Source organism: Clostridium sp. LXY-7 (genome assembly GCF_056172015.1).
In genome coordinates, this window is record NZ_JBLLJL010000002.1 from 693,884 (window position 1) to 713,169 (window position 19,286).

At 30.5% G+C, this 19,286-nt stretch carries 18 protein-coding genes and 1 pseudogene; 17 read left to right on the top strand and 2 right to left on the bottom strand.

What is annotated here, in order from left to right:
• Positions 1 to 110 precede the first annotated feature (110 nt).
• The 4 genes from ACI48Q_RS10445 to ACI48Q_RS10460 all read left to right on the top strand — a co-directional run bounded on the left by ACI48Q_RS10445 (position 111) and on the right by ACI48Q_RS10460 (position 5,696).
• Entirely contained in the window at positions 111 to 914 is an 804-nt protein-coding gene (locus ACI48Q_RS10445) for a hypothetical protein (protein WP_474919022.1), read from the top strand.
• A gap of 160 nt (positions 915 to 1,074) precedes the next feature.
• On the top strand, positions 1,075 to 1,428 hold the full coding sequence (locus ACI48Q_RS10450) for an arsenate reductase family protein (RefSeq protein WP_474919023.1): 354 nt from the start codon (positions 1,075 to 1,077) through the stop codon (positions 1,426 to 1,428).
• A 22-nt stretch (positions 1,429 to 1,450) separates the two neighbouring features.
• A complete protein-coding gene (locus ACI48Q_RS10455) occupies positions 1,451 to 1,831 on the top strand; it encodes a DUF3783 domain-containing protein (protein ID WP_474919024.1) in 381 nt (126 codons plus the stop codon).
• Positions 1,832 to 2,132: 301 nt separating this feature from the next.
• Complete coding sequence (locus ACI48Q_RS10460; RefSeq protein ID WP_474919025.1) at positions 2,133 to 5,696, top strand: AAA family ATPase; 3,564 nt, start codon at positions 2,133 to 2,135, stop codon at positions 5,694 to 5,696.
• A 104-nt stretch (positions 5,697 to 5,800) separates the two neighbouring features.
• Here the strand turns inward: ACI48Q_RS10460 and msrB are convergent, their stop codons facing one another.
• On the bottom strand, positions 5,801 to 6,250 hold the full coding sequence (gene msrB / locus ACI48Q_RS10465; RefSeq protein ID WP_474919026.1) for a peptide-methionine (R)-S-oxide reductase MsrB: 450 nt from the start codon (positions 6,248 to 6,250) through the stop codon (positions 5,801 to 5,803).
• Positions 6,251 to 6,606: 356 nt separating this feature from the next.
• Here msrB and ACI48Q_RS10470 point away from each other — a divergent pair, with 356 nt between their 5' ends.
• The 5 genes from ACI48Q_RS10470 to ACI48Q_RS10490 all read left to right on the top strand — a co-directional run bounded on the left by ACI48Q_RS10470 (position 6,607) and on the right by ACI48Q_RS10490 (position 11,974).
• Positions 6,607 to 7,674, top strand: coding sequence for a uroporphyrinogen decarboxylase family protein (locus ACI48Q_RS10470; RefSeq protein WP_474919027.1), 1,068 nt, complete (start codon positions 6,607 to 6,609; stop codon positions 7,672 to 7,674).
• Between the two features lie 96 nt (positions 7,675 to 7,770).
• Positions 7,771 to 8,646 (top strand): uroporphyrinogen decarboxylase family protein, encoded by an 876-nt coding sequence (locus ACI48Q_RS10475; protein ID WP_474919028.1) that lies wholly within the window; start codon positions 7,771 to 7,773, stop codon positions 8,644 to 8,646.
• A 16-nt stretch (positions 8,647 to 8,662) separates the two neighbouring features.
• Positions 8,663 to 9,325 (top strand): corrinoid protein, encoded by a 663-nt coding sequence (locus ACI48Q_RS10480; protein WP_474919029.1) that lies wholly within the window; start codon positions 8,663 to 8,665, stop codon positions 9,323 to 9,325.
• Positions 9,326 to 9,329: 4 nt separating this feature from the next.
• On the top strand, positions 9,330 to 10,898 hold the full coding sequence (locus tag ACI48Q_RS10485; protein ID WP_474919030.1) for an ASKHA domain-containing protein: 1,569 nt from the start codon (positions 9,330 to 9,332) through the stop codon (positions 10,896 to 10,898).
• A 59-nt stretch (positions 10,899 to 10,957) separates the two neighbouring features.
• Positions 10,958 to 11,974: a methylcobamide:CoM methyltransferase MtbA gene (locus ACI48Q_RS10490; protein ID WP_474919031.1), complete on the top strand. Its 1,017-nt coding sequence runs from the start codon at positions 10,958 to 10,960 to the stop codon at positions 11,972 to 11,974.
• Positions 11,975 to 12,052: 78 nt separating this feature from the next.
• Here the strand turns inward: ACI48Q_RS10490 and ACI48Q_RS10495 are convergent, their stop codons facing one another.
• Positions 12,053 to 13,006 (bottom strand): patatin-like phospholipase family protein, encoded by a 954-nt coding sequence (locus ACI48Q_RS10495; RefSeq protein WP_474919032.1) that lies wholly within the window; start codon positions 13,004 to 13,006, stop codon positions 12,053 to 12,055.
• Positions 13,007 to 13,172: 166 nt separating this feature from the next.
• Here ACI48Q_RS10495 and ACI48Q_RS10500 point away from each other — a divergent pair, with 166 nt between their 5' ends.
• The 8 genes and pseudogenes from ACI48Q_RS10500 (at position 13,173) to ACI48Q_RS10535 (ending at position 19,265) form a co-directional block, all read left to right on the top strand.
• Complete coding sequence (locus ACI48Q_RS10500) at positions 13,173 to 14,135, top strand: tRNA dihydrouridine synthase (protein ID WP_474919033.1); 963 nt, start codon at positions 13,173 to 13,175, stop codon at positions 14,133 to 14,135.
• An 86-nt stretch (positions 14,136 to 14,221) separates the two neighbouring features.
• Entirely contained in the window at positions 14,222 to 14,521 is a 300-nt protein-coding gene (locus ACI48Q_RS10505; RefSeq protein ID WP_474919034.1) for a DUF3892 domain-containing protein, read from the top strand.
• Between the two features lie 241 nt (positions 14,522 to 14,762).
• Complete coding sequence (locus ACI48Q_RS10510; protein ID WP_474919035.1) at positions 14,763 to 15,188, top strand: UDP-N-acetylglucosamine pyrophosphorylase; 426 nt, start codon at positions 14,763 to 14,765, stop codon at positions 15,186 to 15,188.
• 171 nt (positions 15,189 to 15,359) lie between these two features.
• Positions 15,360 to 15,485 (top strand): hypothetical protein, encoded by a 126-nt coding sequence (locus tag ACI48Q_RS10515; RefSeq protein WP_474919539.1) that lies wholly within the window; start codon positions 15,360 to 15,362, stop codon positions 15,483 to 15,485.
• A gap of 216 nt (positions 15,486 to 15,701) precedes the next feature.
• On the top strand, positions 15,702 to 16,898 hold the full coding sequence (locus tag ACI48Q_RS10520) for a MerR family transcriptional regulator (protein ID WP_474919036.1): 1,197 nt from the start codon (positions 15,702 to 15,704) through the stop codon (positions 16,896 to 16,898).
• A gap of 102 nt (positions 16,899 to 17,000) precedes the next feature.
• Positions 17,001 to 17,975: pseudogene (rfbB, locus tag ACI48Q_RS10525) on the top strand (dTDP-glucose 4,6-dehydratase); the annotation flags it as partial.
• Between the two features lie 52 nt (positions 17,976 to 18,027).
• Positions 18,028 to 18,171 carry a hypothetical protein gene (locus tag ACI48Q_RS10530; RefSeq protein WP_474919037.1) on the top strand — a complete coding sequence of 48 codons (144 nt, stop codon included), beginning with the start codon at positions 18,028 to 18,030 and terminating at the stop codon, positions 18,169 to 18,171.
• Positions 18,172 to 18,284: 113 nt separating this feature from the next.
• On the top strand, positions 18,285 to 19,265 hold the full coding sequence (locus ACI48Q_RS10535) for a helix-turn-helix domain-containing protein (RefSeq protein ID WP_474919038.1): 981 nt from the start codon (positions 18,285 to 18,287) through the stop codon (positions 19,263 to 19,265).
• Positions 19,266 to 19,286 lie beyond the last annotated feature (21 nt).

Genomic DNA, 19,286 nt, shown 5'->3' on the forward strand with positions numbered 1-19,286 from the left:
GACCGCAAGGTCAATAAACATTAAATTAACATTTTATAAATTTATTCCAAATTAAAGATTCTTTATAAGTAAGCCGATAAATAACTATAGTATATTGAGAGGTGGATTTTATGATATCAAATATAAAAAATACAACTACTTATACAAGAGATCAAAATATACACCGAACTAAAGATAATCATCAGAAAGCTAATATAAATGAAAAAAGTACACAAGCAACCTCATCCTTAGATAAAACAACCAAAATAATTGAAAAACTTAATCAAGGAGAGACATTATCAGAGGATGATTTAAGATACTTAGCAGATGGATACAATAGTAATATAATAACTAATGAAGAGCTGATTCAAAATATTGTTGATAAATCTAATGAAAAATTTGAATCAGATTGTAAAATGTCCATAATACTTAGTAAGATGAACTCGAATAAGAAGCTATCATCAGAAGAACTTGAACTCTTAAGAAAAACAAATCAAAATCCAGTTCAACTTTTAGTAGATAGAGTAAAACCAAAGGACAATGAAAAAAAGCAGCCAGATTATAGATTTTCTGGTATAATCGGTAGACTTAATCAAGGTGAAAAGCTATCACCTATGGATATTGAGTATTTGAGAGTTAAGAGTCCAGAACTATATAAAAAAGCTTTAAAAATAAAAGAAAAACGTGATGAGTTCGAAAGAAAACTTAGAGCTTGTAAGTCAAAAGCTGAAGTGAGAGACTTACACCAATCAGTAACTCAAGCTACATTTATTTCTGATGTAGATACTGGGGATGCTTCAGTGGCTAAAACTGGTGGTGATACCATGTTGTCCATGGCTCTTGGCAAAGAATGGGGAACCTTTACTAGAAGTAACAGGTATGAAAAATTACAAGAACATCGTTTAAATAAGATAAAAATGGATGTATTAGTGTAAATACATCTAATTGAAAATAATAATTATGGAAAATATAGAGATATTAAGATGAACTAAACTATTGAATTTTTCTTATATGTTCCATAAATAGTCTTGGATAATAGTTAATTATGTGCTATTATAGATAATAATGATTATTAATTAATAAGGAGTGTGTTTTATGGGCACTATTTTTATAGAATATCCAAAATGTACAACATGTAAAAGGGCAAATAAGTTTTTAAAAGATAATGGTGTTGAATTTCAAGATAGGCACATTGTTGATGCAAATCCTACAAAAGAAGAGCTTTTAAAATGGATGGATATGAGTGGATTAGAGACAAAAAAATTCTTTAATACTTCTGGTAAACTTTATAAAGAGATGAACCTTAAGGATGTGGTTAAAGATATAAGTAAAGAGAAAGCTGCAGAACTTTTATCTACTAATGGAATGTTAGTAAAAAGACCTATTTTAATTAAGGATGATAAGGTTCTTGTGGGTTTTAAAGAAGATGAATATAAAGGTATACTATAGACAAAGTAAAGGAGGACATAGTATGGAAAGACCATGCATGATTTTATGCAATTTTAAAGATAAAGAGTTAAAGCTAATAAAAACCTATGGCACCATGATGGGGTTAAAGGATCAAATTGTAGTTACATGGAGAAATGGAGATAGCTTAATAAAAGATGTCTTAGAAGGAAATTTACTTGAAGATTGTGTCATTGAAATTAAAGATAGAGCTATTATTTTTAATGACATTCCTCCTATTAAAGTAAGTACCTTTATAGATAATATGAAAAAGATGCGAATACCTCCTACTCTGAAGGGTGTTGTCACTGAAACTTCTAAGGAGTGGACTTTAACTCGTGTTCTTCAAAACTTTGTAGAAGAGCGAAAAGCTGATAAAGAAGGTAAGGAAGCAAAACATATTTAAAAATCAGAATTAGATAACTTTAGGTTGTGGAGAAGCACAAGAAATATAACTGGTGCTTCTCTTTTACTTTCTTTAAGATAAGGCATCTTCAAAAAAATAACTAGGGAAATATACAAGTAGACTGACTAGTTATTTTTCTTCAGATGACTAAATAAGAATAATTTTATACAAATAACAAAAGCTATTAAATGAAATATAAATCTAATCTAGAATATACAAAATATAATATATAAAGTATAATTAAATAATAATTATCTAAAAATTAGATAACTAAGGAGAAAATTTAAAGAGGTGATTTACTATGGATAATAAATTTAATGATATAATAGATAAATTTTCATATATAGAAAAAAGGTTAAATAAGGAGTTAATAGGACAAGCAGATTTCTTGAATAAACTATGTAATTATTTCCAAGAAAAAATTTCACAAGATAAAAAAGGAATATTATTTTTAGTAGGGGAAAAGGATACAGCTAAAAAAACTAGTATCAGATTACTTTTTGAAAATCTAAAGAAGGTTGATTTAATAGATAATAGTCAGGTTGATGAAATAAATTTAGCCTCCTATAATTTTAATCTAGGTTATAATGCATTTTTGACAGACTTATATGAAAAACTTAATACCCCTTCACAATGCCTATTATTTAAGAATGTTGATAAAGCAAGTGAAAGTATATTAAAAGTACTATCTAATATATATCCAAATACTTGTATAGCTTTAGATGAGAAGTATATAATTAAAAATAAATTCTTAGTAGAAGCTAATAATAATGACACTAATAAAATAAGCCAGTTTATTTGTCATAATAAATTTTTTATATTTACTTCTAATAAAAAGGCTTTTGATATATCAGAGTTTTTTGATGAACCTTTTTTAGATAAGGTTGATATTACCTTACATACAAGAAGATTAAATAAGCGTGAAAGAAATATAGTTGTAAGGAAAGAGCTCTTAGACACTATTAAAAATATAGAGGCTAATTTAAACATAAATGTATTGATAGATATAAAAGAAAATAATGAGATACATGAAGACTTTGGATTATGTAAATTTTTACAAGAAAGTTATAAACATGATAGCAGCTTTGGAATTGCAGAGTATGTTTCATATAAAATCTATAAACCAGTAAAAAATTTACTAAGAGAAGAAAGCATTGAAGCTGAAGATAAAATTTTATTATATGTAGAAAATGATGAAATTTATTGTAAAACAGATAATGGAATATTTAATTTAAGTAACTATTCAACTCCAACTCTTGAAGAAGCAAAGTATAAGTTAGATTCTATAATTGGTATGACGGAATTAAAGGACTTTATGACAAATGTACAAAATAATTTCAAGGTTCAAAAAATAAGACAAAGACTTGGTTTACAGACATCAAATGTATCTCTTAATATGATTTTCGCTGGTAATGCAGGTACAGGTAAAACTAATGCAGCTAGAGTTACCTTTGAATATTTGAATGCTCTAGGTGTTTTATCTAAGGGAATATTTAGAGAGGTTAGTAAGGCTGATTTTGTTTCCGAAAATACAAATGATACTGCTAAGAGAACTAATGATATTATAGAGTCTGCACTAGGAGGATTATTATTTATAGATGAAGCCTACTCATTGTGCGAAAGTGAAGATGATAAAGTTGGTAAGGAAATAGTAGATGCATTGTTAAAAGGAATAGAAGATAATAGGGATAATTTAGTGGTTATATTAGCAGGTTATGAAAATGACATGAAAAGATTCCTAAGTTTCAATCCAGGACTCAAATCTAGATTTCCTAACTTTATACACTTTGAAGATTATAATCCAGTGGAGATGTATGAAATTGCTATTAATATTGCTAAATCTAAAGGATACAGAATAGCTAGCAATGTAAAAGAGGGTTTAATTGACTTATTCACAAGAAATCAAATTGCTGGTAAAAATGATTTAGGTAATGCTAGATTTGTAAGAAATATAGTTGAAAACGCCATAATGGATGCTTCTAAAAAGTATTTAACTGATGGTGATAAGCAAATTGATTTATTAGAGAGAGATAACTTCAATTTCAAAGTCAATTCTAAATTTGATTTAGAAGAAAAGCTAAGTGAGATAATAGGCCTTGAAGAAGTTAAAAAACTTTTAAGAAGTCAATATAAATTAATTGCTGCTCAAGAAAAAAGAAAATCAGCAGGAGTTAATACTAAAATAGATCAGAACTTAAATATGGTTTTCGCAGGGAATCCAGGTACTGGTAAAACAAGCATAGCAAGATTAGTAGCTGAAATGCTAAATAGTATGGGACTTTTAAAGATTGGACAATTAGTTGAAACGGATAGGTCTAGTTTTGTTTCAGAAGTCCCTGGCGAAACTTCAAAGAAAACAGAGGAGAAGTTTAAAGAAGCTATAGGTGGAATTTTATTTATAGATGAAGCTTATACCCTTGCAAATGATTCTATAGGTATAGAAGCTATAGAGACTCTTCTTAAGCTGATTGAAGATTATTCAAAGGAAGTAATAGTTATCCTTGCCGGATATGATAAGGAAATGGAAGACTTCTTTGATGTTAATATTGGTTTGAGATCTAGGTTCCCTCTTTGGACTAATTTTGAAGACTACAATCCTAATGAGCTTTGCGAAATGGCCCTAAAATTAATAGAGTCAAAGGGCTTTAAATTATCTAGAAATGCCCATATAGCCATAAAAAAGAGCTTTATAGATATTTATGAAAGCTCAGATTCGCAATCCGGTAACGGTAGGATGGTAAGAAATTATGTAGAAACACTAATTAGAAACCAGAGTATACGAATAGCTGAAGAAGATATTAGTGTTTATGAAATGAATTTAATAACTACTAAGGATATAGAAAAAATAAATGTTTCTGAATATGATAATAACTTTGATTTAGAAAATAGCTTAAAATCTTTAATAAGTAGTGAAAAATCAAAGGAATTTTTAAGGAATCAATACAAGTTAATAAAAGCTAAAGAAAAGAGAGAGAAGCTTGGAATACGTACTGATATAAATAAGTACATGAATATAATTTTTACTGGAGAAATCGGAACTGGTAAAAAGATTGTATTGGATATATTATCTGAAATGTATTACTGTATGGGAATCGTCAAAGCTAAAAGTATAGTAGAAGTAGATAATACTGAAATTATTTCAATGATTAATAATGGAATAAAACTAGAGGATATATTTAATAAATTTTTAGGCAAAGTCTTATTCATTGATAAAGCTCACTTAATTCTTATGGAAAAAAATCATAGAGAGATAGTTGCCGCATTAATAAGATTCATAGATAAAAATAAGAATAAAATAATCATAGTTTTATCTGGAGAAAAAGATAGTATAAAGGAATTAGTGTTAGCTAATCCTTCTCTTAATTATAGATTCCCTCAATGGCTTGATTTCGAAGACTATACTGAGGAAGAATTATTCCAAATAGCACTACATTTATTAAAGAACAAGGGTTTCCTTATCAATAAAGATGAGGAGCACTTATTAAACAAAGCAATAAATGAACTATTTGAAAATAAGAATTTAAGTTTAAAAAATAGCTTGATGATAAAAAACTACTTAGATAAATTAATAAGAGTTCAAAGTGTAAGAGTATATGATGAAAAGCTTTCTCCAAAGGAAATAAATATTATAACTCCTAGAGATATAATGCTAAGCAAAGAAGAGTTTTTAAAGAAGAATTCTTATGTGGTTGAAAAAGATAAAACACATGAAACATCCTTTGAAAGTAATAGTAGTAACAATAACAATGCTCCATATAACTTTGATGTTGCAGATGAGCTACTTAAATTAAAAAATCTATTAGACTTAAGAGCCATTACAGAGAATGAATTTAAACTATTGAAAAATAAGCTAATAAATTCATAAATTAATTAAAACATATTCTGAAAATTAATAAGGCTATAGAGTTGTGTGCTATAAATGCTCAACTCTATAGCCTATTTCTTTATTCGCTAATCTAGATGAAACACTTAATTAAACAAAGTTAAATATTCTCCATAGCCTTTCTCTTCAAATTCAGCTATTGATATAAATTTAAGAGCAGCAGAGTTAATGCAATACCTAAGGCCACCTAATTCTAAAGGGCCATCACAAAATACATGGCCTAAGTGAGCATCACCATTTTTACTTCGGATCTCTGTTCTAATCATTCCATGAGTTTTATCAACCTTTTCCACTATAACCTGTCTATTAATAGGCTTTGAAAAAGCTGGCCATCCACAATCACATTTAAACTTATCTATAGAAGTAAACAATGGCTCTCCAGTAGTTATATCAACATAAATTCCAGCCTCACGAAAATCCCAATATGGATTTTTAAAAGGAGGTTCTGTTCCACTTTCTTGAGTAACATAATACTCCATAGATGAAAGCTCCTCTTTCAACATTTCCTTTGATTTTTTTTCATACATCTTACTCATATATAACACCTCAACTTATAATCAGTTCTTATATAGTTTAATTATAAGATTATTATAAGTTAAATTAAAGTATATATGCGTTAGAGTTATCAGGTTAATTTTTGTAGGAATCATGATTTTATATCTGCAATTGGTAATATATAATTTATACATTAAATATTCATAGTTCTATGCACAATTATCAGCTTATAAAATATTTTAAAATCCCATTATTTTATTGTAAAAATTTATAAGATTCATATTATCAATTGTAGTTTTATATAGTTATGGAAATTGGATTATTACAATGCTATAATTTTTTTATGTTATGCGAGCTGCGAAGCAGTACGCAAAAGTAAAGAAGGAGCGGATTACAATTGATTAAAGAAGAAATGACACCAAAAGAAAGAGTACAGGCTTTTTCTAGAGGAGAGGAAATTGATAGATTAATCTGTATTCCTGATATGGGAGTTACTATGGTACCTTTTATTGGGGTGACAGCTAAGGAATATTATCATTCAGCAGAGCTTATGGCTAATTTAGAAGTAGCTTTATTTAAAAGGCTTCGTCATGATGGGGCAAGTATATCTACTAGTCTTAGAGGAGTTGCTGAAGCTATGGGATCTAAAGTAGGTTATCCTGATTATGGTATTTCATATTTAATAGAGCCAGCTATTAAATCTGTAGATGAAATAGAGTCCCTTAAAGTTGTAGATCCATTAAAGGATGGCAACTTACCAACTTTAATTGAAGCAATAAGACTTACTAGAAATGCACTTATGGATGAGGTAGATGTTGGTGCTGCTATGTCAGGACCTTTTAGTGTTGCTGCTTCAGTAGTAGGAACAGAAAATCTATTAAAATGGATGATTAAATATCCTGAAAAAATTCATACTCTAATGGAAATAGTAGCAGAATCTAACAATAGGTATATAGAAGAAGTGGCTAAATTAGGCGTTTCTATTGGAATTGCAGATCCAGTTTCATCCAATAGTGTTATAAGTCCAAAACAGTTTAGGGAATTTTCACTACCTGCCCTTCAAAAAAATATTAACAAAATAAAAGAAAAAACAGGAAGTGCTCCGAGTATACATATTTGCGGCAAAAGTAAGGGCATTTGGGAAGATGTTGTAAATACAGGTATTTCTAATTTCAGTATTGATAATGAAGAAGATCTAGAAGAAGCTAAAGAAATACTTGGTAATAGAGTGGTTATTACTGGAAATGTTCCGCCAGTAGATGTTGTACATTCAGGAAGTAAAGAAGATATCTTTAAGTCAGTTAAAGAATGTATTAGAAAGGGACATGATTCTAAAAAAGGTTACATGTTAAGTACAGGCTGCCAAATTCCAATGAATACGCCAATAGAAAAGATTGAAATGTTTATGGAAGCTGGTAGAACTTATGGAAAATATCCAATAGATTTAGCATTATTAGATAAATAAAGAAGCATAAATAAGAAATAAGATTTGTGAGTTATTATCACATGATTTAAATGATGCTATTAAATTTGCAATTATGAGATTGCTAAGGAGGCTGCAATGGAAGAACTATTTAACTTTAAATGTACTAATAGTGACATTGAGGAAATACCTTTAGAAGTAGCTGAAAAATATAAGTTTTTGTTTCCAGAAGTACATCTAAATGCAAAAGATATGGCTGAGTTTTCAAAGTTAATAAAGAGGTATAAAATGGACCAATATTGTAAGCTGCCTTTTTGTATGACTGTTGAGTCAGAGTCTTTAGGTGGAAAAATAAATTTAGGAGATCATAAAATTGGACCAAGGGTATCCCAATATGCATTTAATTCTATTAATGAATTGGATAATATTAGAGGTATCGATTATGGAAGAAATAGAATCAAAGAGGTTTTAGAGGCTGTTGAGATTTTATCTGGAGAAGGAGAACAGGTTACTTTAAGTGTACAGGGACCTTACTCTATAGCTCAAACACTGATAGATCCAAAATTGATTTTTAAAGCTGCAAGGAAGGAAAAATATAGGATAGAACAGTTTTTAAGTGTTATAGAAGATATAGTTGTTAGTTATATAAAGGAAGGAATAAAACGAGGGGCTAAGATTATATCCTATGGGGATGCTAGTGGAGCTTTAGATATATTAGGGCCGAAAATGTACAGCGAGTTAAGTGGAAGATATAACTATAATGTATTAAAAAGGGTATCTAAGGATTTAAATGATGAGATTATCCATGTTTGTGGAGTAACCTCAGCTTCATTGCATAATTCAGGCTTTACAAAGTCAACACTTGTTGAAATAGATGGAGAGATGACGTATAGTGAAGCTTTAAAAAAAGCTGTAACAGAAAACAGCAGTATAAAGATTGTAGGTCACAACTGCATAAAAAGACTTAATAAAAGAATGAAAAAAAATAAGATTTGGATTATTGAAGTTAATTAATGGGAGGCTATTAATGATGGACAACAATAAATATGTACTGATTAATGCTTTAGCAGAAGCAGTAGTAGAAATGGAAGAAGAGAGAACAGAAGAATTAGCTAAGGAATGCATAGAAAAGGGTGTAGATGTATTAACTGCTATAAATGAAGGACTTGCAAAAGGTATGGAGAAGGCTGGGAAGCTTTATGATGAGGGAGAGTATTATATACCTGAGCTTTTAATGTGTTCGGAGGCAATGTATAAGGGAATTGACATATTAAAACCATATCTTAAAACGAATAGTGAAACTAAGTTTAAGGCTGTTATTGGAGTTGTTGAAGGTGATACACACGATATAGGTAAAAACTTAGTTAAGATAATGATGGAAACAGCAGGATTCCAAATGTATGACTTAGGCAGGGATGTTCCTCCAATGGACTTTGTTAAGAAAGCAAAAGAAGTAAGGGCAAGCATAATAGTTTTATCAACTTTGATGTCTACAACAATGAATGTAATGGAGGATGTAATAAAAATATTAGAAGAAGAGAACTTAAGAGATAAGGTAAAGGTTATGATAGGCGGAGGACCAATATCACAAAAGTTTGCTGACAAAATTGGAGCAGATGCTTATACTAGCGATGCTACTAAGGCGGCTAAGGTAGCAGTTGAAATTGCCAAGAACTTAAGTGAAGGGAAATAATATTATGAAGGTAGTTATTAATTTTCCCCAAATAGGTAAGAAAGTACAGGTGGAAGCTGGGACAAAGCTTATTGAGGCAATTAGAAAATGTGGACTGTCACTAGAAACTCCTTGTAATTGCGTTGGCTTGTGCGGCAAGTGTAAAGTTAAAGCATTTGGGAAGCTTTCACCTATTTCGAAGGAGGAGGCTGCTTTTATTAATGAGGAAAATGTAAGGCTTGCTTGTACTGCAGAGGTACAAGGCGATGTAGATATAGAATTTTTTGAAAGTTTTAAAACCTTAAAAACCATTAATAGAGGTTATTCTATTAATGCAGAGGCTAATAGCGAGATAAGGAATAAGAATAAAGATAGAGAGAGATTATGTGGAGTTGCTTTTGACATAGGAACTACTGGATTATCTGCATATTTAATGGATTTAAGAAGTGGAGAGGTTTTAAATATAGCTTCAGCATTGAATCCTCAAACAGAGTACGGAGGAGATGTTATTTCAAGAATAACCTTCTGTATGGAAAATGAGGATGGTGCTCATATATTAGCTAACTCTATACGTAAAAAGCTGAACCATATTATCGAACAATTACTTAAAGGTCTCATCAATAGAGAAGAAATATACATAGTAACTGTTGCTGCCAATACTACTATGCTTCATTTACTTGCTGAAGAAAATCCTGAATCCATAGCAAAGTCGCCATATAAGGCCGTATTTTTAGATAAACGGGAGCATTTAGGAAAAGACTTAGGCTTAGAAATAAATGAAAAAGGTATGGTAATATTACTGCCTTCAGCGTCAGCATATGTGGGAGCAGATATTATTTCAGGTATAGTTGCTACAGATTTTATTAACAAAAAGAACAACTCTATATTTATAGATATCGGCACTAATGGTGAGATAGTTGCAAATTGTAATGGTGTACTTGTTGCAGCTTCTACTGCAGCTGGTCCGGCTTTAGAAGGAATGAATATTTCTTGTGGCTTAAGAGCAATTAATGGAGCTATAGACAAGTTTCATATTGATGAGAAATACAATATCACTTATTCCACTATTGGCGGAGAAAAGGCTAAAGGAATATGTGGAAGTGGGTTAATGGATGTTGCAGCAGCTTTAGTAAGCTTTGGAATTGTAGAGAAAAGCGGAAGATTTAATCCCAAAATGCATGAAAAGTTTAAAGAAAGACTTATTGATAAAAAGTTTTATATTACAGAAGAAATATATGTTTCCCAAAAGGATATCAGGCAGATACAGTTAGCTAAAGGTGCTATTTCTGCTGGAATAATTATGATTCTAAAGGAGCTTAATATTAAAATTGAAGACATAGACGAAGTAGTTATAGCTGGAGCCTTTGGTTATCATATTGATGCTGAAAGTATAAAAATTATAAGTCTTATTCCGAAAGGTTTTAATGGACTAATTTCATTTGTAGGAAATTCATCTGTGGAAGGTGCTGCATTGGCAGCTATTAATGACGGAATTTTGAATAAAATGATAGAGATAAAAGAAAAACTTAAGGTTATCGAACTGTCAACTAAAGATGATTTTCAGGAGCATTTTATAAGTGAATTGAATTTTTGATATATAAATTGGTACAGATATTTTTCGTATAGATTTTAAATAAGAAAGCAGGTGATTCCGTGTTAACACCTAAGGAACGGCTGTATAAGTCCCTTAGAAAGCAAGAAGTGGATAGAATTCCTTGTATATGTCCCGGCGGCATGATGAATATGATAGTCGAAGATATAATGAACAAGACTGGTTGTCAGTGGCCAGATGCTCATTCAGATGCGGTGCTTATGGCAAAGCTTTCAGCAGGAATGTATGAGTTTGGAGGCTTTGAGAATTACGGGGTACCTTTTTGTATGACAGTAGAGGCTGAGGCTATGGGGGCAGCAGTTATTATGGGAAGCAAGGTAAATGAACCAAGAATAGATAGATATCCTATAAGTTCTGTTGCAGAATGGGTAAAACTGAAGAGAATAGAGGTAGAGGACAATAAGCGAATAAATGTTACTTTAGAGGCTATAAGCATATTAAAAAACAAAAATAATGCAGTGCCAATAGTAGGCAACCTGACAGGTCCTGTTTCTCTTGCCTCCTCCCTTGTGGAGCCTACAATTTTTTATAAAGAGATAATTAAAAAAAGAGAACTGTGCCATGAATTTATGGAATTTGTAACGGAGAATTTGATAATCTTTGGAAAAGCTCAGATAGCCGCTGGCGCTGATGTTATTGCTATTTCCGATCCAAGTGCTACAGGGGAGATTTTAGGACCAAAACTTTTCCATGAATACGGGGTAAGATACATAAATAAAATAGTAAAAGAACTTAGACCTCTTTGTAAAACAGGACTTATTGTCCATATTTGTGGAAGATTAAAAAGTATTTACGATGAATTGAACGAACTAGAAAGCGACGCTATAAGTTTCGATTCAATCACAAGTGTAAAAGAAGTAAAGGGGACGGTTAACAACAAAGCAATAATGGGCAATGTAAGTACATTGTCATTAGAAAAAAATACTCCAGAAGAAATAAAGAAAGCTTCTAGATATTGTATTGAATCTGGAGTCAATATCTTATCTCCTGCATGTGGAATTGGAACTAGAACACCACTGGTGAATGTACAGGCTATGGTTAGCGCCTGCAAGGAATAGGGGACGGTTAACATAGAAAGCTTGGCGATATGTCCAAGCTTTTTCATCTTTTCAACTAGCATAGGAGTTTTAATAATTTTAGAAAATAGACCTATTTTTTATTAATAGTTCCTTGTTATATTCTTCATGTTTTTTAACTAATTTGTCTATAGGTTTACCCTTTAACATATCTATTATCATTGGTGCTAACACAGCTAATGTATCCCTATAACCAAGATCTATGTGTTGATTTACTGTACTTGTCATTAGATTTACTGTTCCAATTCCATTTATTGGTTCAAGATGTATAGATGGGTATATTTCTATAATAGGTGTATTCTCAAACTTAGATTTATCTATAGGTTGCTTATAAGATAAATGCACCACAATAATAACATCACAATTATGCTCTTTTAAAGGTGTTATAGGCACATTATCAGCATTTTGACATGAATACTTAGGGTTGTTTATTCCACCATCTGAATATCTATATTCATTTATTCTAATTGGTTTAAACATAAATGGTATTGAACATGAAGCAAGGGCAATATCTATTATCTCATCTTCCTTAAATTGATTTAACATAAAATATTCTGGCCTTTTCAAATCTATGTTATATGCACAGGCATAAAATATTTTCTTTGATTCCTTTATAACCTTTAAATCAACATACTGTTCAATAAACTCTCGAATTCCACTTTGAGAAAATAGACCAATATCATTATCCTTTATTAGGTTAATAGCTGATATATCTCTACTTTTAGCTTTCTTAATAAATTCAGAAATTTTTAAATTTTTAACATTAATCTCATTACTAATGAATCTTGAATAATTTAAACTGGACCAACTCTCATCCATAATTTTACCATCATCCATGGAAATCATAAGTGCATTAATGGTGCCAATAGACGTACCTGAAACAACAGAAATTCTTCGTATTATGTCCAGTTCCCAAAGCCCTTTAAGAACACCTGCCTCATAGGCACCTTTAGCACCGCCACCAGCTAATACTAATCCTATTTTTAAATTAAATAATTCTCTAATAGATTCCATCTTTAAATACATCCTCCCACTTATAGATTTCACCACTTAACATAGATTATATACCTTAATATTATAACATCTTATTTATCTTTTTTATCTTATTTTAATATTAAGTAGATAAGGAAAAAGAAGGCTGATATAATATTTTTTAGAATGTTTATAAAGGAGTTATTAAATGAAATACTATTTAGCACCAATGGAAGGAATTACGGGATACATATATAGAAATTCTTATGAAAAGTTTTTTTATAACATTGACAAATACTTTACACCTTTTATTGTTCCAAATGAAAGTAGAAGTCTTAAAACTAAAGAATTAAGAGATATTTTGCCTGAAAATAATGAAGTGATGAACCTAGTGCCGCAAATACTTACTAACGATTCAGAAGGTTTTATTGCTACTTCTAGGAAATTGCAACAATTAGGTTATAATGAGGTTAATTTAAATTTAGGCTGTCCTTCTGGAACTGTTGTTTCAAAAAATAGAGGCTCAGGATTTCTAGCAAAAAGAGAAGAGCTTCATATGTTTTTAGATGAAATATTTAAAATGGATGATATGAAGATCTCTATAAAAACTAGAATAGGAAAAGAGAGTCCAGAAGAATTTTATGAGCTAATAAAAATTTACAATAAATATCCTTTAGAAGAATTAATTATTCATCCTAGAACACAAAAAGATTTTTATGGAAATAAACCTAATTTAGAGGTGTTTAAAGATGCATTATCTTTAAGTAAAAGTCCAGTATGTTATAATGGCGATATTTTCACTGCTATTGGCCATAATAAATTAATAGAAGCTTTCCCAAAAGTAAATACAGTAATGCTAGGCAGAGGTATACTTGCTAATCCAGGGTTAATCAATGAGATAAAAAATACTACTAATCTAAATAAAGAAGTATTAAAAGATTTTCATGATGAGGTCTTAAATAAATACATAGAATTATTTAATGATGATAGAATTACACTGTTTAGAATGAAAGAACTATGGGGCTATATGATTTACATATTTTCAGATAATAAAAAACATGCCAAGAAAATAAAAAAAGCACAAAAACTAAGTGATTACAATGAAGTCGTCTCAAGTTTGTTTAGGGATCAGGAAATCATTGAAGGGGCTGGATTATTCACTAATCATTAAATATGACTATCTTTTTAAAATTATTCATTGAATATTATTACTAAAACTAGACAAACTAATGTAAATAAACATTAGGAGGTTATAGTATGAGTAATATGAATGATGGAACCATAGGTGGATTACCAAAAAACATTAACAAAGAAGTATCAACTCCTAAGTTAGATGCAAACACTATTACTAAATTAGTTAAAGAGAACGGGAAAGTAGTAGGCTATGAACTATCGAATGGAGAACAAGTCTCTAAAGAAGAAGGGATTTCCTTAGCTAAACAAGGTTGTATTGCAAGTGTTGCTATTGCTACAAGAAACCATGAGGAATATTTACGAACTCTACCAGATGATAATGAGAGCAACAATTTGAGTGACCTTCCCACAGTAAAAGAATAATAAATCATATGAGGTATCTCTTTTGAGATATCTCTTTTAATTAATGAAAATTTAACTAATGATTTATATTAATTATTGCTATTTAATTTGCTAAGATTTAAATTTTGCTATAATAGTAGTATAATATTTTGTACATTTAGCAAAGATACTATTTAATTAACAATTTATATCTGTAGTTACATACATATCAAATTCTATGTAATAGATTATAAATTGTTAATAAGAAAAGAGGTAAAACATAATGAATTATGAATTAACAATATATGAGTTAGGCCAAGCATTAACTGCTCTTGAGAAAGCCTACGGCTTAGATGTAGTAATACGTCTGAATCTAAGTGGTGGTTGGATGACACTCATTGGAAAAGCTACTATCGAAATGAGTCCAGCCCTTGTAGCTTTAAACGGTAATCCTATGCGCAATAATACTATAGAGTTTAAAGTCATTGATAATAATAACCAAGGAACAATAATTAAACTTACAGGTGCTAAAAGCAAGAAATTCAATGTTAATGTAGATGCAGCAAAATATAGAGAGTTGGGTCCTAAAAGTACAGCACCTGATGAAATTAAAGTAAATGAAAATGAATGTAAATTAATAATTGATGACAATATTATCTTTAGTATAAAAACTCCTGTTAGTACAGCTCTTAAACTTATAAAAAAGTAAAGCTAACTTAGCTTAGTATTTCATTAAACTAGTTGAAAGCACAAATCTAAATAATAAATTATTTTATAAATATGGATATAATTTAAGATATTAGCTTTGTTTTAATATGTAGTTCTATAATCAACAATCATTAAAACAAAGCCAAGATATTAAATAAATGGGGTGGATAAAATGTTTACCAAGGACGAACTTTTAGTAATTAAAGATGCATTAAAAATTGCTGATAAAGAATATATCAAATTAATTGATTTACATAAGAATAATAGGAATAGCTTAGTTGCTTATAATCGAAAGTAAAAGAAGCTCTGGATCACTGAAAATAAATTAAACAAAATTTTAGATGAAGAGCAATATGAAAAATAAATAATAGTTAGCCCCTAAAAGGTATTACATAGAAATTTCACATTTTCTTTGTGTATGGCTTTTGGGGGTTTTATATTATTTGAAAATATTTGCATTATCCTATTGACCCTTACCTAAAGTAACCCGATATAATGAAGTTGGGTGATGAAAATGAGAGAGGAAAAATTTTATACTGCTGGGGAGTTTGCAAAAAAAGCTGGAGTTACCATTAGAACTATAAGGTTTTATGACAACAAGGGTTTATTGAAGCCTTCAAAACTCACTGAGGCTGGATATAGATTATATACCGATTTAGATTTTGCAAAGCTCCAAAAAATATTAACTCTAAAGTACTTAGGTTTCTCCTTAGAAGATATAACTATGTTTATAACAAGTAATAACACCACTGATTATTTAAAGCATTCCTTACAGCAACAAAAACAAATTGTTAGGGATAAAATCAATCATATGGAAAGAATAGAAAAATCCATAGAAGAAGCTGAGAAGATCTTTGAAAGGGATGATGAATTCCTTTGGGAGAAAATAATAAACATCATTCACTTATTAAATATGGAAAAGGATTTAGTAGATCAATATAAAGATTCAACCAATGTTGATATAAGAATCAGCTTACATGATAAATATAGTGTAAATAAACAAGGGTGGTTTAACTGGATGTTTGGAAATTACACTATTCCTCCAAATCCTCGTATACTTGAATTAGGCTGTGGCAATGGTGAGCTTTGGAAATGCAATGGTGATAATCTTCCATGCCCTAGTGAAATAATTCTATCAGATATATCTAATGGCATGCTTAATGACGCGAAAGAAAGATTAAAATCTTTAAATAAAACTTTTAAGTTTGAAACTATTAATTCTTCTGATATACCTTATCCAAATGAAAGCTTTCATATCATAATAGCTAATCATATGCTTTTTTATATAAATGATAGAGAAAAGACACTATCTGAAATTAAAAGAGTGTTAAAACCAGGCGGATACTTCTATTGTAGTACCTATGGGAAAAAACATATGAAAAAAATAGAGGATATTACTAAAGGCTATGATAGTAGAATATCCCTTTCAGAAGTGAATCTCTATGAGATCTTTGGACTAGAAAATGGAACAGCTCAACTGGAACCTTGGTTCAAGGATATAACTTTACACATTCATAAGGATTCCTTAATTGTAGATGATTATAAGCCTCTACTTGATTATATATTATCCTGTCATGGTAATGAACATGAAATACTAAAGGATAGATATGAAGATTTTGAAACATACATTAGAGGTAAGTTTGAAAAAACAGGCAATTTGACTATTGAAAAAGAAGCTGGAATGTTTATATGTAAAAAAGCTAATGAATAATAAAACTTAAATTCCTTATACAAATTAAGAGTATTGGTACCGTACTTTTATATATATTCATACTCACATATTAAATTAAATTTGGAAGGGGATAACTATATTATGAAAACTTATTTAGTTACAGGTGGAGCCGGCTTTATTGGCTCAAATTTCATACTATATATGTTAAATAAATATAAAAATATCAAGATTATAAACCTAGATAAGCTAACCTATGCAGGTAATTTAGAAAACCTAAAGGATATAGAAAAGGATGAAAGATATACCTTTGTATTAGGAGATATCGGTAATAGTGAACTAGTAAGTCACTTGTTTGAAGTTTATGAAATAGACTATCTAGTGAATTTTGCTGCTGAATCTCATGTAGATAGAAGTATTAGTGATCCAGAAATATTTGTTAAAACCAATGTTTTAGGCACTCTTAATCTTCTTAATTGTGCAAAAGAAGCTTGGCATAATTCCAATGGATGGAAATCAGGTAAAAAATTCCTCCAAATCGGCACTGATGAAGTATATGGTTCCCTTGGTGAAGAAGGTTTCTTTTTAGAAACAACTCCCTTAGATCCCCATAGCCCTTATTCAGCAAGTAAAGCTTCTGCTGATTTATTGGTTAAAGCTTACTTCGATACTTATAAAATGCCTGTAAATATAACGCGCTGTTCTAATAATTATGGACCATATCAATTTCCTGAAAAATTAATACCTCTTTTAATAAATAATTGCCTTACTCTAAATTCTCTTCCTATATATGGAGATGGCTTAAATGTAAGAGATTGGCTATATGCCGAAGACCATTGTAGAGCTATTGATATGGTAATAAATGAAGGTAAAGTAGGGGAAATTTACAATGTAGGAGGCCACAATGAAAAAACTAATCTGGACATTGTTAGAATTATAATAGATTATTTAAATAAAAATTATGATAAAAGTATAAGTGATTCTCTAATAACTTATGTAGAAGATAGGAAAGGACACGATAGAAGATATGCTATAGATCCTAGTAAAATTGGAAAGGACCTTGGATGGTCTCCGGAGACTACCTTTGAAGTTGGAATAGTTAAAACTATAGACTGGTATACCAAGTGAAACTTGTAAACTGTGATTTAGAGTAATATAAGGAAGTCAAAAAATGGGTCAATTCAAGTTTAAAAAATGTTTGACCATAGAAGGACTTTATACCATAGAGTCTAAAATATTTCTAGATGAAAGAGGATATTCTTTGCTTGTAGCAGATAGAAAATGTTATATACGGTGTTATGCCGTTTCTCAATAATAGAGAAAATTTGTATTTTCTACAGAAAAATGGCATTAGCCTCTTGACTCTTCCTTTGGGGAATCCGTTATACTAAGGTTATCCCTGATAATTTAGAAAAGAGGTCGAAACAAATGAACAACCTAATCAAAATCAAAGATGTGTCAAGCAAATATGACATTACAGCCCGTACACTGCGTTATTATGAGGACATGGGATTGCTGTCCAGCACCCGAAGTGATGACTACACATATAGAATGTACGACGAAAACGCTATTAGGCGGCTTGAACAAATACTCATTTTACGCAAGCTGAATATCAGCATAAAAGACATTCAACGTGTTTTCAACACTTCCGGTTCCGATGTAGTTTTAGAAGTGCTGGGGAAAAAAGTACAGAGCATAGACGACGAGGTTGCGCTTTTGCATGAGTTGAAAGAAATCGTGCTGGATTTTATACGCGAAATCGAACAAGTGAACTTTGCAGACAACTCCGACATAAAACTGCTGTATAACAAGGCTAAAGAGATTGAAACACAGTTGATAAGCGTTGACTATATCGGCAAGCCCTCCAATATAAACCGCTTGATTGAAATAACGGAAAATTTAGATAAAAAAATTCCTGATATAATGGTTGTCAGGATACCGGAATTCAAGGCGGTAACGTGCGGCAACCACCCGTGGGGGGAAATGTTCAAAGAAGGAGGATATATGTACCAGTTGTGGCAGTATTGTCATTTGTATAAGAGTGTGATTTTCGATTGTTTTGATTTTTTGCTGTCTAAAAATGACAAAGCTGAATGGATATGTGCCGTTAAAGATGGTGTTACCAATGCGGATGTAAGCCCTTTTAAATTGTTCGATTTTCCGGGAGGCTTATACGCTATGACAGTCAGTATTGACGAAGATAACGAGAGCATACACAAAGTGGAAGATAAAGTTCGCCGATGGATTGAAAGCACAAATTTTGAGCTTGACAAAGGCCGCAATGTTATGTTCAATATGCCTTATTTATATGAAGATGGAAGAGATATTGCCTATAAAGACATAGAAAAGGGACTTGGCTATAAACAAATGCAAAGATATTTTCCCATCAAGCTAAAAGAAGGAATATAAAAATATAAGGAAGTTCCCATG

Excerpts from the sequence above, each read along its gene's own strand:
- ACI48Q_RS10445 (WP_474919022.1), top strand. The coding sequence starts at position 111 with ATGATATCAAATATAAAAAATACAACTACTTATACAAGAGATCAAAAT.
- ACI48Q_RS10450 (WP_474919023.1), top strand. The coding sequence starts at position 1,075 with ATGGGCACTATTTTTATAGAATATCCAAAATGTACAACATGTAAAAGG.
- ACI48Q_RS10455 (WP_474919024.1), top strand. The coding sequence starts at position 1,451 with ATGGAAAGACCATGCATGATTTTATGCAATTTTAAAGATAAAGAGTTA.
- ACI48Q_RS10460 (WP_474919025.1), top strand. The coding sequence starts at position 2,133 with ATGGATAATAAATTTAATGATATAATAGATAAATTTTCATATATAGAA.
- msrB (WP_474919026.1), bottom strand. The coding sequence starts at position 6,250 with ATGAGTAAGATGTATGAAAAAAAATCAAAGGAAATGTTGAAAGAGGAG.
- ACI48Q_RS10475 (WP_474919028.1), top strand. The coding sequence starts at position 7,771 with ATGGAAGAACTATTTAACTTTAAATGTACTAATAGTGACATTGAGGAA.
- ACI48Q_RS10480 (WP_474919029.1), top strand. The coding sequence starts at position 8,663 with ATGGACAACAATAAATATGTACTGATTAATGCTTTAGCAGAAGCAGTA.
- ACI48Q_RS10485 (WP_474919030.1), top strand. The coding sequence starts at position 9,330 with ATGAAGGTAGTTATTAATTTTCCCCAAATAGGTAAGAAAGTACAGGTG.
- ACI48Q_RS10495 (WP_474919032.1), bottom strand. The coding sequence starts at position 13,006 with ATGGAATCTATTAGAGAATTATTTAATTTAAAAATAGGATTAGTATTA.
- ACI48Q_RS10500 (WP_474919033.1), top strand. The coding sequence starts at position 13,173 with ATGAAATACTATTTAGCACCAATGGAAGGAATTACGGGATACATATAT.
- ACI48Q_RS10505 (WP_474919034.1), top strand. The coding sequence starts at position 14,222 with ATGAGTAATATGAATGATGGAACCATAGGTGGATTACCAAAAAACATT.
- ACI48Q_RS10510 (WP_474919035.1), top strand. The coding sequence starts at position 14,763 with ATGAATTATGAATTAACAATATATGAGTTAGGCCAAGCATTAACTGCT.
- ACI48Q_RS10515 (WP_474919539.1), top strand. The coding sequence starts at position 15,360 with ATGTTTACCAAGGACGAACTTTTAGTAATTAAAGATGCATTAAAAATT.
- ACI48Q_RS10520 (WP_474919036.1), top strand. The coding sequence starts at position 15,702 with ATGAGAGAGGAAAAATTTTATACTGCTGGGGAGTTTGCAAAAAAAGCT.
- ACI48Q_RS10530 (WP_474919037.1), top strand. The coding sequence starts at position 18,028 with ATGGGTCAATTCAAGTTTAAAAAATGTTTGACCATAGAAGGACTTTAT.
- ACI48Q_RS10535 (WP_474919038.1), top strand. The coding sequence starts at position 18,285 with ATGAACAACCTAATCAAAATCAAAGATGTGTCAAGCAAATATGACATT.